The 13,227-nt window shown below is 32.6% G+C and carries 15 protein-coding genes and 4 tRNA genes; 13 read left to right on the forward strand and 6 right to left on the reverse strand.

Going from position 1 to position 13,227, the window contains the following annotated elements:
• Positions 1–4: 4 nt before the first annotated feature.
• Together ABZA65_RS05790 and ABZA65_RS05795 are read left to right on the forward strand one after the other, a co-directional pair.
• Positions 5–325 (forward strand): thioredoxin family protein, encoded by a 321-nt coding sequence (locus tag ABZA65_RS05790; protein WP_373071598.1) that lies wholly within the window; start codon positions 5–7, stop codon positions 323–325.
• Positions 325–1,143: an SDR family NAD(P)-dependent oxidoreductase gene (locus tag ABZA65_RS05795; RefSeq protein ID WP_373071600.1), complete on the forward strand. Its 819-nt coding sequence runs from the start codon at positions 325–327 to the stop codon at positions 1,141–1,143. Before ABZA65_RS05790 ends, ABZA65_RS05795 begins: the two co-directional genes overlap by 1 nt.
• Here the strand turns inward: ABZA65_RS05795 and ABZA65_RS05800 are convergent, their stop codons facing one another.
• On the reverse strand, positions 1,144–1,329 hold the full coding sequence (locus tag ABZA65_RS05800) for a hypothetical protein (protein ID WP_373071602.1): 186 nt from the start codon (positions 1,327–1,329) through the stop codon (positions 1,144–1,146).
• A gap of 197 nt (positions 1,330–1,526) precedes the next feature.
• Here ABZA65_RS05800 and ABZA65_RS05805 point away from each other — a divergent pair, with 197 nt between their 5' ends.
• The 3 genes from ABZA65_RS05805 to ABZA65_RS05815 all read left to right on the forward strand — a co-directional run bounded on the left by ABZA65_RS05805 (position 1,527) and on the right by ABZA65_RS05815 (position 3,322).
• Positions 1,527–1,901 carry a hypothetical protein gene (locus ABZA65_RS05805; RefSeq protein WP_373071604.1) on the forward strand — a complete coding sequence of 125 codons (375 nt, stop codon included), beginning with the start codon at positions 1,527–1,529 and terminating at the stop codon, positions 1,899–1,901.
• A gap of 251 nt (positions 1,902–2,152) precedes the next feature.
• Positions 2,153–2,767, forward strand: coding sequence for a hypothetical protein (locus ABZA65_RS05810; protein ID WP_373071606.1), 615 nt, complete (start codon positions 2,153–2,155; stop codon positions 2,765–2,767).
• A 78-nt stretch (positions 2,768–2,845) separates the two neighbouring features.
• Positions 2,846–3,322 (forward strand): lysozyme inhibitor LprI family protein, encoded by a 477-nt coding sequence (locus ABZA65_RS05815; protein WP_373071608.1) that lies wholly within the window; start codon positions 2,846–2,848, stop codon positions 3,320–3,322.
• A gap of 223 nt (positions 3,323–3,545) precedes the next feature.
• Here the strand turns inward: ABZA65_RS05815 and ABZA65_RS05820 are convergent, their stop codons facing one another.
• From ABZA65_RS05820 to ABZA65_RS05840, 5 genes are read right to left on the reverse strand one after another with little or no spacing between them, the layout of a single operon-like run.
• A complete protein-coding gene (locus tag ABZA65_RS05820; protein WP_373071610.1) occupies positions 3,546–3,956 on the reverse strand; it encodes an NUDIX domain-containing protein in 411 nt (136 codons plus the stop codon).
• 3 nt (positions 3,957–3,959) lie between these two features.
• On the reverse strand, positions 3,960–4,706 hold the full coding sequence (locus tag ABZA65_RS05825) for a TrmH family RNA methyltransferase (protein WP_373071612.1): 747 nt from the start codon (positions 4,704–4,706) through the stop codon (positions 3,960–3,962).
• Complete coding sequence (locus ABZA65_RS05830; protein WP_373071614.1) at positions 4,703–5,692, reverse strand: hypothetical protein; 990 nt, start codon at positions 5,690–5,692, stop codon at positions 4,703–4,705. Before ABZA65_RS05830 ends, ABZA65_RS05825 begins: the two co-directional genes overlap by 4 nt.
• A complete protein-coding gene (locus tag ABZA65_RS05835) occupies positions 5,682–6,692 on the reverse strand; it encodes a CsgG/HfaB family protein (protein ID WP_373071616.1) in 1,011 nt (336 codons plus the stop codon). Before ABZA65_RS05835 ends, ABZA65_RS05830 begins: the two co-directional genes overlap by 11 nt.
• Positions 6,693–6,714: 22 nt before the next feature.
• Positions 6,715–7,443 carry a YaaA family protein gene (locus ABZA65_RS05840; RefSeq protein WP_373071618.1) on the reverse strand — a complete coding sequence of 243 codons (729 nt, stop codon included), beginning with the start codon at positions 7,441–7,443 and terminating at the stop codon, positions 6,715–6,717.
• A gap of 81 nt (positions 7,444–7,524) precedes the next feature.
• Here ABZA65_RS05840 and ABZA65_RS05845 point away from each other — a divergent pair, with 81 nt between their 5' ends.
• The 8 genes from ABZA65_RS05845 to ABZA65_RS05880 all read left to right on the forward strand — a co-directional run.
• Positions 7,525–8,283: a FecR domain-containing protein gene (locus tag ABZA65_RS05845; RefSeq protein ID WP_373071620.1), complete on the forward strand. Its 759-nt coding sequence runs from the start codon at positions 7,525–7,527 to the stop codon at positions 8,281–8,283.
• Between the two features lie 3 nt (positions 8,284–8,286).
• Positions 8,287–10,332, forward strand: a complete 2,046-nt coding sequence (locus ABZA65_RS05850) for a CHASE2 domain-containing protein (protein WP_373071622.1) — start codon at positions 8,287–8,289, stop codon at positions 10,330–10,332.
• Positions 10,333–10,340: 8 nt separating this feature from the next.
• Complete coding sequence (locus ABZA65_RS05855; RefSeq protein ID WP_373071624.1) at positions 10,341–12,263, forward strand: HD domain-containing phosphohydrolase; 1,923 nt, start codon at positions 10,341–10,343, stop codon at positions 12,261–12,263.
• Positions 12,264–12,319: 56 nt separating this feature from the next.
• Positions 12,320–12,396: transfer RNA gene (locus ABZA65_RS05860), tRNA-Thr, on the forward strand.
• Positions 12,397–12,440: 44 nt separating this feature from the next.
• Positions 12,441–12,525: transfer RNA gene (locus tag ABZA65_RS05865), tRNA-Tyr, on the forward strand.
• Positions 12,526–12,541: 16 nt separating this feature from the next.
• Positions 12,542–12,617: transfer RNA gene (locus ABZA65_RS05870), tRNA-Gly, on the forward strand.
• Between the two features lie 167 nt (positions 12,618–12,784).
• Positions 12,785–12,859: transfer RNA gene (locus ABZA65_RS05875), tRNA-Thr, on the forward strand.
• Positions 12,860–12,947: 88 nt separating this feature from the next.
• Positions 12,948–13,227 (forward strand): GTP-binding protein (locus tag ABZA65_RS05880; RefSeq protein WP_373071626.1); only part of this gene is annotated, 280 nt, incomplete at its 3' end.

Consider the following 13,227-nt stretch of genomic DNA (forward strand, 5'->3'; position numbering starts at 1 on the left):
TGCCATGCAAACATTAGAAAATATACAACAAACGATCAAAGAAAACCTGGCTGTAATGGTGTACTTCTCAGCTCCCACATGTAATGTATGCCATGCTTTAAAACCAAAACTTTTAGAAGCACTTGAAGCAAACTTTGAAGACTTTAAAGTTGAGAGTGTAGATATAAGTGTAAATGAAGATATAGCACCGCACTTTGGAGTTTTTGCTATTCCTACTATATTGATTTTTTTAGATGGCAAAGAGTTTTTACGCAAAAGCAGAAATATGAGTGTTGATGAGGTAATCCGCGAGATCAAACGTCCATACGAGATAATGACATCTTAATGAAAAATATACTAATAACTGGATGCTCAAGCGGAATAGGTTACGACACTGCACACTATCTTCAACAAAACGGTTACAAAGTTTATGCAACTGCCAGAGAGCAAGAAGATGTTGAGCGTTTAAAAGCCGAAGGTTTACGCTCATATCTTTTAGATGTAAGAGATGCTGAGCAGATAAAAGAAGTGCTAGATTTGATTATAAAAGAAGACGGCGAGTTATATGCACTGTTTAACAATGCTGGATTCGGTCAGCCTGGAGCTGTAGAAGATATTACAACTACAGTTCTTAAAGAGCAGTTTGAGACAAACCTTTTTGGTTTGCATGAGCTTACATATCAAGTTTTAAAAATTATGCGCTCTCAAGGTTATGGTCGAATTATGCAGCACTCTTCCGTTTTAGGAATAATCTCTCTTCGTTTCCGTGGAGCCTACAATGCAAGCAAATATGCAATAGAAGGGTTGTGCGATACTTTGCGTCTGGAACTTATGGACAGCGATATATATGTAAGTACTATAAATACTGGTCCTGTAAAAAGTGATTTTAGAAAAAACGCAACTATAAAATTTAGACAAAATGTAGATTTAGAACAGAGTTTGTGGAAAAGCGAGTATGAAGCTCAGTTGTTAGAGAGAAAAGAGAGTAAAGATACTGACATCTTTACAAAAAACAGCGATGTTGTTATAAAAAACATAGTCCATGCACTTGAAGCTAAAAAACCTCGTCCTAGATACTATAATACCTTAGCCACCCATTTACTGGGTGGCTTTAAAAGAGTTTTACCAACGTCTTTTTTAGATAAGTTACTGTTAAAAATATAGTTATTTAACTTTTTTTACAGCTTTCTTAGCTACTTTTTTTGCTACTTTTTTAGTAGCAGGTTTTTTCTTTAGAACTTTTTTCGTAGCTTTCTTTGCTACTTCTTTAAGCTCTTTTTTCTTAACAGCTTTTTTTGCTGTTTTTCTTACGATCTTTTTAACAGCTTTTTTCTTTAGAACCTTTGCCATTTCTAACTCCTGTTGTTATATATTTATTACATCTGTAATAAACTCCAAGTAGTATATATTTTTTGATTTATAATGTCAAATTTGGTTACATAATGGTGACATTTTGGTTACAAAGTTTTATCTAAGAAAAGCTTCTAGTCTTAATCTACGGTATAAATATTGTACATATAAATATATATTATTTTTAAGGAAGCAATATGGATTATGAAAACATGTATAAAAAAGCATATGACTGGGCTTTAACTCATACTTTTGAAGAGATTGAGATCGACTATGCCGCAAGACTTGCACTAAAAATGTTAGATGATTCGTGTAATATGACACATGAAGATAGAAGAGTTTTTTTTAATGTATATGACGCTTTAACAGACAGAGCAGATGTAAAACTTGAAGATGATGTAAATCAGCTTATACAACTCGCAAGAAACAGACAGACTATATTTTCAAAACCAGAGTTTGCTCATATAGTCCATGCTTGTAAAATGGAAGTTATGCCTACAACTGAAAAAAGAGATATGAAAAAGTTTAAAAAACTGGTTAGAAAAAATTTAGGGTTACTAGAAGAGGAATAAGTGATTTTGAAGAGAGATGCAACCATCTCTAATCAAAGTTTCTGAATAGATATAGAATTATAAACTTTAAATTAATAAACAACTTCAATTATTTATATAAAAAATGTTCAACAAATAACACTATTCGGAAAAGTATATTTACTCGTATATAAAAACATCATTTTAATTAACATTTTTTGTGTTTACTTATTTATCTAATATCAAGTTAATACATATATAATGTTCGTTGAATAAATAATTAGGAGTATTTTATGAAAAAAATCGCGATATTTTTATTTGTTATCTTTATGGCAAATCTTTGCCATGCTAATGAGATGCAAAAGTTTGGCAAACAAATGTCATATTTTTATTTAAACCCAACAGAAAAAAATTATATTGAGTTTCAAAAAAGAGCATCAAGTTTTGAACAACAACTAAAGTCTTCAAAAAGACATACTGATATTATAGTTGCCTTAATGATAGCTCGAATTTCTGAAAAATACAATTGGTCTATTCAAGACACATTTTTCAAAAAACAAGCACTTGAGATCATTCAAGGAAAATCGAAGTTAGCAAAGTTTATAAATGATGATAATGCTGTAAATCCAACTAAACTCGACATGTGGTGGGCAAGCTATTTTGCTACTGGTGATAAAAAATATTTACATAAAATACTGTTATATGCTGGTGAAGAGTTACCTGGAAAAGATAACGTTTCTAAATTACTAATTATAGGTGCTGCTACATGGTCATTTAAATCAAATTGCAAACAACACAAATCTGTACGAGATTTTGCTTTGAAAATGAGCAATGATAGCTCATTATCTATGAAAAAAAGAGAGTATCTATTAAAGGTAGTTGAGTTTGCAAACAATGCACACTCATAACAAATCACTGGAGCCAATAAAGTACACTACGGGCAATTCATCGGCTCATTTTAAACGTTATATTAATAAGGATAGTCATTGAGTAAAGTTGTACTCGTCTTTTTTCTTTACTTACCATTGGTCTCATATGCTAATGAATTTGTTCCAAAAACATTAGATTCATTTAAGCAACTTCACCAATTTGAATCTGTGTCGAAATTTGAAACGTATGTAAATACATATGTGCAAACTTGTATAGATAATAGCTTTGGTGGTTCTTTGTCGGTGAGATGCTTTGTCCAAACAAAATTGTGGGATAAAGAGTTAAATAGATACTATAAGTTGCTTTATCAAAGTCTGGATAAGCAAGGAAAATCAAATTTAAAAGTTAGTCAAAGATTGTGGTTAAAGACGCAAGATGAAACAATAAAACTGAATAGTTATCTTCTCGATAAACAGTTTAATAACAAGAGCGGAACTATGTATGTAGCTATGAGAGTTGGAGAGGCGAGTGATAGGATATCACCAATTATTAAAGAAAGAGCTCTATTACTTAAAAATGGTATCAAAGTATAGAGAAAAATTAATATAATAAGAAATTGCTATGGATGCATATAACGTCTGGAATTCTTGGTTTTAAGTTACTTTTGCTTTGTAATAATGGTGTTCATGTACCATTGAATTAGACGTTAAATCTCTAAACTCATTACTTTTGGAACACAATAATCTAATATTAAATTTTTGTGTCCAATAAAGTGTTCAAAAAATTAAAACCGTAAAGTTCATAAAGGTTAATGGATTATAGAACAGATAAATAATCCTTGAGTATCTTCTCATGATCAAAGACAAGCTTGTCAAACGGAAGTTCATCATCTTTGTATATAAAAACTTCTTTTGCATCATCACCTGACCTTGGAGTGCAATAAGCTTTACATACATAAACTGCAGTTGCCGTGTGAAATCTCGGATCGCGTTTAGGGTCTGAGTATATTCCAAGTAGGCTCTCGATCTCTACATCCAAATTTACTTCTTCTTTCATCTCACGAACTAGAGCATCTTCAACACTCTCACCGATATCTACAAATCCACCTGGGAGTGCCAAACCGTGTGGAGGATTTAGTCTTTGGATTAGGATTAGACCTTGATAGTTTTCATTCTTGTCGTATAATTTGATGATCCCATCGGCACTAAGATGTGGTGTTTTTATCATTATTTACCTCATAAATGCTATAAGTGAAGCAGTAACTGCAACATTTAGCGATTCAACTCCACGTTGCATAGGAATGCTTATGCTCTGGGTACAAAGTTTTTCTACCTCTTTGCTTACACCCTCACTCTCATTTCCTAAAACAAATATACTTTTCTCAACTAGACTCACATCATATATGGAGCTTTTAGCGTGTGAACTTAGAGTATATATATCTGCATCCAAGTCACCAAATAGATCTTCTAAAGCGTTGCAATAATATATTGGAAGTTTAAAAAGTGTCCCTGCACTTGCTTTCATAACAAGTGGTGAAATCTTTGCACTTGATTTTTTAGGAAGTATGATTCCATCAACGTATCCAGCCGCACACGAGCGGATAATCATACCTAAGTTTTGAGGGTTTTGTATACCATCAAGTGCTATTAGTTTATAGCTTTTCATCTCTTTTATCTCATCGGCACTTTTGTAAGTTTTAGCTACGATGTCTATTGCAACACCCTGATCCTGTTTAGAGTTTTTAGAGATGCGTGATAGTGACTTTTTATCGTGCATTACAACTTCAACTTTTCTTGTCTTTGCAAGTGCATTTATCTTTTTTATAGTGTTGTCTATTTGGTTTGATTCGGACATGTGAAGTTTATGAACCTCTACATTCATATCTTCTAAAACTTCAACAACTACATTTCTTCCATAAAGTGTTATTACACTGTCAAAAAACTTTTTTTTCTTTTTGTATTCTTCTGAATCTTTCAATTATTTATACCAATTCCTAAAATATTTTCTATTGTATTTTTCTCAACATCCTGCTCAAAGTGTACAGATGCAGTATTGTATATACTCTCTTTAGAATTTTTATATCTCTCTTTTAAAACAAAAGACCTTGAGCCGAGTGTTACCAAGCCATCAGTTACTCTCATATTTAATTTTATTGAAACTATCTGCTGTTTAGATGAGTGGTTGTCACTCGTAGATAGTTTTACGTTAATAACGTTTACATTGTTTTTATCAGCAACATTAAAACCGCTATCTATAAGCTGTTGTTTGATTACTTTTAGAAAATTTTGGGAGTTTTTATCTCCATAAACATAAAATCTAAGACTACTTGCCACATTGTAATAGTTCTCTTTCACGTCAGATACGAAATTAAAATATCTGTTTTTTTCAAAATTATTGTTTAACTCGTATGCTACAAGAGAGTTTGATAAAAGTCTGTCGCACTCTTTTAACATAGCTTTATTTATATTGTATCTGCTTATAATATCTACAGCGGCTGTTTTTTCAAGTTCGGATTCAATATATTTTTCAAGTTGTGTTATATCTTTTAACAGTGTGTTAAAAAACTTTTCATTATCAACCTTTATTAAAACAGCATATTCTTTGTAAGAAATTCTTGCTGACTTTTCAACATTGTAGTTTGTTACTTTTATTTTCTCGACACTTGCTTCTATGTTACTTGAACTAATGCTTTTGGAGTAGTAGCCATCAACTATTTCTTTGTTTGTAAAACTAGATTTTACCTTTACACCGAACTTTGAGACTACATCATTTAGTGCTTCTTTTAGGGCATCTTCCCTTGTTTTGGATATACCTACACCATATGTAAATTTGGTATTGTCTTTTGGCATAGTTTTAACCCATGTAGGGGTTTGGACTTTTTTTACTGATGGTTTTTTATTTAGACAACCACTAAATAAAATAGCTATAGATATTAAAAATATATAAGATATTTTAGCTTGCATCTATCTGCCTTTTTGCTTCATTTTTGTCTTTTATAATTTTTTTGATTCTGATCACGGCTGCATTGATCTCATCTATTGGTTCATTTGCGATCTCATCAGAGAGGTCGTAAAGGTTTTTTGCTTCTTGGTATTTTCCAAAAGCTTCTTTAACTACAGCTAAATTGTAAGCTACAACATAACTTTGACCTTCAAACTCATCTAAAAGATCACTTAAAATAAGTTCTGCTTTATCCATTCTCTTTGCTTCTATATATTTCAAAGCATTTTCAAGTTTTTTCTCTTGTTCATCTGATGCATCAAGATCAATATCATCTAAAAGTGTAACTCTAAAGTGAACATATTTTGGGGCAAGCTGAGAGACAAACTCATATGCAATAGTTTTAGAAAGGCTTTGAAGTGCCTGAACAGAGTTTAAAATATCGCCATAGTTTTTACAAGAATTGGCTTTGTATCTTTTTGTAAAATAATCACTGTGTATAACAGAAGCGCTTTCAAGTGCCAAAATATTTATATTTGCAGAAAGCGTTGCATCTGTAGTATGACAGGTTACTGTATAGTATTCATACTTTACACACTCTTTTTTCTCTTTTGAGTATTTTTTACAGCGCTTTCTTTTTTCTTTGTATTTTCCCTCTTTAGCGCTTGAAGATGTTTCTTGGCCATTTATGATAGCCTGTGCGCCTACAATCTTTCCAACCCTGATAGCTGTTTTTTCATCTATAAGATCGCTTGATTGAAGTTTTTGCTCTTTTATGATCTGATCTATGTTTTTTCTGTTTAGAACTTCAAAATATTTTTTTCCATTAAGCATGTAAGAAGCTATATTTGATTCTACTTTTGTACTTAAACCTGTTGAGTCATTTTTGAATTCTCCAACAGCTACTTTTTTATTATTTGCCATATCCGTGACATTGGCTGGAATAAGTGCCTGTATATATACTTTTTGAGCACATCCGCTAAAAAAGAGTGTGATTGAAATAATAAAAAATAGTCTAAACATATTCACAAATATACCTTTTGTTTTACTCACTGATATTATATACTATCTCTGTTTTATTCTTAATTGTTTTTATCTCATGTATATGCAGACCTTCAATCTCTAGTTTTTTAAAATCATCTATGTTTTGAACATTTGCATTTGCTATTGTCTTTAGTACCAGTCCTCTGTAAGCTTTAGCCCAGTGGCTTACAACTTTTCCGCCTTTTAAAAACTTTAGCGTAGTATATGCTTTGTTTGGTTTATAAAATTTGTCATAATATCCGGCACGAAGATCTAAAATATCATCGCTTGAAAGCAGAAGATCAAGCTGATATGAAAATCTGTCTTTGTAAAATTTGTCAGGCTCTATTCCGCCTATAGAATTACCCTGCTTAACTTTATAGTTTGCAATTTTATCTCCTGCATAGATCGGACCATAAAGATTTGAGAAAATAATAGTATTTTTCTTTATATATTCTTGTGCATCACAAGGAAGTTTTTCATATTCTAAATAATCATACGCTACACCTTGATAGCGCTCAATAGCTTCCATAACTTCTGAATTAAAAATATCTACCATGTAAGGTGCACAGTCTGAGAACTTTTTAAATCCGAATAACTCTTTGATCGAATCCTCATCCTTTGACTTTACTATATAGTTGTAAGTTTTTAGTATTTCATCTCTGGCACTGTCCGCTCCTAGAAGTTCAGATTTTGAACTCTCCCCACCGCTTTTTTTCCCTTCAGAAGGAGAGAATAAAACTTTTAACATAAATCTACCTTTTTGTGTTTATTTATTAACAAAACTAATTTTAAATGATATAATGCATTAAATTAACATTGGGAGTATAGTATGAAAACAATGATTTTAACTTTAATCTTTTTATTTACTGCTTCATTAAACGCTGCAGTTGTAGGTAGTGTATCTAAGGTTGTTGGAAGCGTTAAGGTAAAAAGTGAGGGTTCTTTTAAAAAATCAAAAGTCAAACTAAGTCAAGAGATTAAAGAGGGTGATCTTGTAACTACATCAAGTAAAGGTATGGCTGTAATTAACTTAGTAGACGGTTCAAGTGTAGTCCTTGATAAAAGTTCATCTATACATTTTGCCGCAAATAATTCACTAGAACAAACTGGTGGAAAAGTATTTTATAAAATAACATCACGTGATGCCAAAAACTCTCTGAAAATTAAAACACCTTTTGCAATCATCGGTATCAAAGGGACTACATTTACGGTAAGTGCAGAAAAAGATAATGAGTCTGTAGCACTAAAAGAGGGACTTGTAGGAATTAAAAGTTTAAAAGAAGAGTTTAAACTTTACAGAAAAGAGATGATGGCTAAGTATAAATCATTTGTAGAAGATCAGATGAGTGAATATGAAAAGTTTAAAAAAGGTCTTACAGATCCAAAGCCTGAACTAACTAAAGAGTTTGACCTAGAAGCGGGTAATGTTGTGTCTTTTGCGGATAATGTTGTAAAAGAGAGTAAGTTCAAAGAGAAAATGGATGCTGAGTTCGAAGCTTATGAAAAGATGATCAACGAGTCTTTCGAAAAAGCAAAAGAAGAATCGGAAAAAATGCCTTCTGATGATAAGAGTGTAGTGGAACACTAACAAATGAAAGATAAGCTAATATATTTAGCGGTACTAGTACCTATATTAGTAGTTACTGTTTTATTGCAAGTATATAAAGTTGAACCCTTTGAGAGTTTTTCTTTAAGATTTAATGATGTTAATTTTGATCTTCAAAAAAAAGAGATATCAAAAAATGTTGTTTTTGTAGCTATCGATGAACCAAGTGTAAATAAGTTTGGAAGATGGCCTTGGAATAGAGAAGTGCTTGCAGAGGGTATGAGTAATCTAAACCAAGCTGATGTAGTGTTAATGGATATGATCTTCTCTGAACCTACAACCAAAGAGCAAGACTCAGCTTTGGCAGAGACGATAAGCTCTTTAAATAATAGTGTATGTGGATTTTTTTTAAGACACAACGCTACTCAGGATATAGGTGAGAGTGAACTGGAGATTTTGACAGACTCATCACTTGATATGCTTCAAGCTCAAATATCTGAAAACGGCAATCCTAGCTTTGTGCCTGCTCCATTTGCAGAGATGAATATTTACCCTATATTAGAAGCATGTACCCTAAGTGGAAGCTTCTCAACATTGGCAGAAGCTGATCATCTGCTTCGCTCATATCCGATAGCTGTTTATTTTAAAAATTTGCTATACCCATCTTTAGCTATTCAGGGTTTAAGAATAAAGTTAAATAAGGATATCTACAGATTTTCTAAAGATAAAGTAGAAATAAATGGAAAAGTTATAGGACTTGATGAAAAAGGTTTTGTCAGATTAAACTATTATAATATAGAACAGTATGACATAGTTTCTTTTTTAGATGTAGCAAACCAAAAGGTCAAGCCTGAATATTTTGAAGGTAAGATAGTAATACTTGGTATTACTGATGTTGGTGCAGGCGATATTGTAACTACGCCAATCGGCTCAATCCCAGGACCACTGCTTCACTATACATTTATATCTAACTTATTACAAGATCATATTATAGTAGAGCCTAAGAATATAACTACACTTCTAATATTTTTTATGGTACTGACACCACTTGTTTGGATGATCCTGTTTAAAAAGATCATTACAAGAGTTAGCATAAATTTTGCAGTCTATCTTATTACATATATATTAGTAAGATATCTTTTTGTATCTCAGATGGTATATATAGATATGTTCTTCCCTTTAATTGCCCTACTATTATCCGTTGCTGCAGTTGAATCTATAGCATTTAACCTTCAAGAGAAAAACTCTAAGTTCTTAACAGATACTTTCTCGTCATATCTTTCAGGTGATCTGTTGAATCAGCTTATAGAGCACCCTGATTCATTAAAACTGGGTGGTGAGAAAAAAGAGCTCTCAATTTTATTTAGCGATATTAGAGGTTTTACTACTCTTTCTGAATCTATGGAACCAGAAGCTCTTATTGAAGTACTAAACAGATATTTTACACCTATGACACAGTCTGTACTTGAAAACGGCGGTATGCTTGATAAGTATATAGGTGATGCTGTTATGGCTTTTTATAATGCACCTGTTGATGTAGAGAAGCACGCAGACGCTTCGTGTTTAAGTGCCCTGTCTATGATTGAGCGTTTAAACATCCTTAATAAAGAACTTGAATCTGAAAATATTCCACAGATAAGAATAGGAATAGGGATCAATACAGCTGAGGTTATTGTCGGAAACATAGGCTCAGATGCGAAAAAAGATTATACGGTTATTGGTGATGGGGTGAATCTTGCTTCACGTGTAGAGGGTCTTACTAAAAACTACGGAATTGAGATCTTAATAACTGAGTTTACGGTAAATAGATTAACTAATGAATTCTTATATAGAGAGATTGAACCTGTAAAAGTAAAAGGTAAAGATGAAGCAGTCCTTTTATATGAACTTATGGCAAAAACAGACAGAAATTTAAAACTTAAATCTTTGTATGATGATGCAATGAAAGTTTATAAAGACAATGACTTTGCTAAGGCTGAATATTTATTGGCAAAATTAGTTGAAGAGTTTAACGATTCAGTGTCTAGTTACTTTTTAGAACAAGTTAAAAATAAACATCCTTGGGGTGTACACAAGATGACTACAAAATAGGAATAATTATGAAAACTTCTAGAGCACTAGATGCAACAGAGACATTAGAACTTATATTTATTTATTTAACTGAAGTGACTTCTTTGCGTGATTATGATGAAATTATTATGGTTTTGGCAGATATGGGGCGTGCACTTACATCTTCTGACAGATGTACAGTATGGGTTGTTAGTGATGATAAAAAAACTATATGGACCAAAGTTGCTCACGGTATGGATGCAATAGAGCTTCCTATAGATTCAGGACTTGTAGGTCATACAATTACAACAGGTGAGAAAATTATCTTAGATGATGTATATAAAGACGAGCGTTTTAACCGTGAAATAGATAAAAAAACAGGTTACCGTACAAAAAGTATGATGGTAATACCTATGTTTGACAGGGATGATAATATTATAGGTGCTTTTCAAGTGATCAATCATCAAGGTGAAGAAGGTATTTTTGAAAAAAGAGATATGGAAAGACTTATGCTGGCATCTACATATGCAGCTGAGACTCTTGTATCTGCAAAACTAACAGAAGAGATAGAAGATACACAACGTGAAGTTGTTTTTACAATGGGTGCTATTGGTGAATCAAGGTCTAAAGAGACAGGTAACCATGTAAAGCGTGTTGCAGAGTATTCAAAAATACTAGCACTTGCATATGGTCTAGATCAAGATGAAGCTGAACTTTTAAAACAGGCTTCACCTATGCACGATATAGGCAAAATAGCTATACCAGATGCAATTTTAAAAAAGCCAGGACGTTTTGATGCAGATGAGCGTAAGATTATGGAGACTCATGCTGAACTTGGTTATAACATGGTTAAAAACTCTGAACGCAAACTTTTAAAAGCAGCTTCTATTGTTGCTTATGAGCATCATGAAAAATGGGATGGAACTGGATACCCAAGAGGAATCGCAGCAGAAGACATTCATATTTACGGTAGAATAACTGCAATAGCAGATGTATTTGATGCACTTGGGTCTGATAGAGTTTATAAAAAAGCATGGGAAGATGAAAGGATATTTAATCTCTTTAAAGAAGAGAGCGGAAAACAGTTTGATCCAAAGCTCATCGATCTATTTTTTGAAAATTTAGAAAGTATACTGGAAGTAAGAGATAACTTTAAAGATACATATAAAGAAGAGGTCAAAGAGGTTCAAGAGAGTGCAAACCAGATACAAGTCCTTGGAGCTTATGGAACAAAAGCTCCCGGTTTTGGAACAAGTGCATTTTTACTAAATAGAAGCAATGTTATAGATGCAGGAAATCTTTTAAGACCTCTAAAAGATGATTCTATATATATAGAAAACATTTGGCTTACCCATTCACACCTTGATCATATAAGCGATATTGCATACATATTGGATAACTATTTTTCAGAACGTACAAAAACATTAAACATAATAGGACTGCCAGAGACACTTAATGTTTTAAAAGAACATTTCTTAAATAATAACATTTGGCCAGACTTTTCTAAAATACCTTTGGTACATTCCCAAATGATGGCAATACAATATAAAGAGATAGAACTTGGTAAAGCTTACGAAATAGGTGATGGTGAATATATAGAAGCATTTGCAACGGATCATACTGTTCCATCATGCGGATATATATTTAAAAAAGATGATTCATCTGTACTTATTACAGCCGATACATTTGATATGACTAATATATATAAAATAATAAACTCAAGAAAAGATATAAAATCTGTTGTATTTGAATGTTCATTTCCATCAACTATGGAACATTTGGCAATAACTTCTAAGCATTTAACACCAAAATTTCTTTTTGAGTCGTTTAAAAATTTAAAACGTGACGATATAAGTATATTTATAAATCATATAAAACCTGCATTTCTTAATACAATTGCTAAAGAAATAGGGGATTTGAGTACTGAGTTTTGCCCTAAAATACTTAAGGATGAAGATTTTATAAAATTTTAGCAAAAAACTCTTGACATTGAAAATATTTTCGACTATAATTCTGGCTCAATTTCGTTGCTGCCATAGCTCAGTTGGCTAGAGCAGCTGATTTGTAATCAGCAGGCCCGGGGTTCAAATCCTCGTGGCAGCACCATTGAAATAGAATATTAGAAACAGTGTTAGACCAGAATAAAAGATGGTGAGATAGTCAAGTGGCCAACGACGGCAGACTGTAAATCTGCTCCCTATGGGTTCAGAGGTTCGACTCCTCTTCTCACCACCACTTTTCTATAACTGACGCGGGTGTAACTCAGTGGCTAGAGTTCCTGCCTTCCAAGCAGGCTGTCGAGGGTTCGAATCCCTTCACCCGCTCCACTATTAAGTTATAGAAACTCTGGAAGCTGAAGTATAATTTTCATTAATTAACTTCATATATAATATAGTATATAAATATCTATATAGCTTTTATCTAATCATATTTTAATATTTACAAATTAGTATTGTTTTTTTAGAAAATAAAAATTATGCAATTATTGCTTGTAGCTCTCGTGGCTCAGGGGTAGAGCACTTTCTTGGTAAGGAAGAGGCCATGGGTTCAATTCCCATCGTGAGCACCACAAAGTAATAAAAGTTAAGTTTAAGCAATAATTGAATAATTTTTGGGTATAATTCCATTTCTATTCACAAATTAAGTCGGAGGACACTATGGCAAAAGAAAAGTTTGAACGTACGAAGCCGCACGTAAACATTGGTACTATTGGTCACGTTGACCACGGTAAAACTACTTTAACAGCAGCTATTACAGCAGTACTTGCAGTTAAAAATGATGCGAAATTTATGGATTATGATCAAATCGATAACGCACCAGAAGAAAGAGAGCGTGGTATTACTATCGCTACTTCACACGTTGAGTATGAGACTGATTCTCGTCACTATGCACACGTTGACTGTCCAGGTCACGCGGATTATGTTAAAAACATGATTA

This window comes from Sulfurimonas sp. (genome assembly GCF_041583195.1).
In the GTDB taxonomy this organism is placed as follows: domain Bacteria; phylum Campylobacterota; class Campylobacteria; order Campylobacterales; family Sulfurimonadaceae; genus Sulfurimonas.

Coding starts and splice junctions, on each gene's coding strand:
- ABZA65_RS05790 (WP_373071598.1), top strand. CDS start 5: ATGCAAACATTAGAAAATATACAACAAACGATCAAAGAAAACCTGGCT.
- ABZA65_RS05795 (WP_373071600.1), top strand. CDS start 325: ATGAAAAATATACTAATAACTGGATGCTCAAGCGGAATAGGTTACGAC.
- ABZA65_RS05800 (WP_373071602.1), bottom strand. CDS start 1,329: ATGGCAAAGGTTCTAAAGAAAAAAGCTGTTAAAAAGATCGTAAGAAAA.
- ABZA65_RS05805 (WP_373071604.1), top strand. CDS start 1,527: ATGGATTATGAAAACATGTATAAAAAAGCATATGACTGGGCTTTAACT.
- ABZA65_RS05810 (WP_373071606.1), top strand. CDS start 2,153: ATGAAAAAAATCGCGATATTTTTATTTGTTATCTTTATGGCAAATCTT.
- ABZA65_RS05820 (WP_373071610.1), bottom strand. CDS start 3,956: ATGATAAAAACACCACATCTTAGTGCCGATGGGATCATCAAATTATAC.
- ABZA65_RS05830 (WP_373071614.1), bottom strand. CDS start 5,692: ATGCAAGCTAAAATATCTTATATATTTTTAATATCTATAGCTATTTTA.
- ABZA65_RS05835 (WP_373071616.1), bottom strand. CDS start 6,692: ATGTTTAGACTATTTTTTATTATTTCAATCACACTCTTTTTTAGCGGA.
- ABZA65_RS05840 (WP_373071618.1), bottom strand. CDS start 7,443: ATGTTAAAAGTTTTATTCTCTCCTTCTGAAGGGAAAAAAAGCGGTGGG.
- ABZA65_RS05845 (WP_373071620.1), top strand. CDS start 7,525: ATGAAAACAATGATTTTAACTTTAATCTTTTTATTTACTGCTTCATTA.
- ABZA65_RS05850 (WP_373071622.1), top strand. CDS start 8,287: ATGAAAGATAAGCTAATATATTTAGCGGTACTAGTACCTATATTAGTA.
- ABZA65_RS05855 (WP_373071624.1), top strand. CDS start 10,341: ATGAAAACTTCTAGAGCACTAGATGCAACAGAGACATTAGAACTTATA.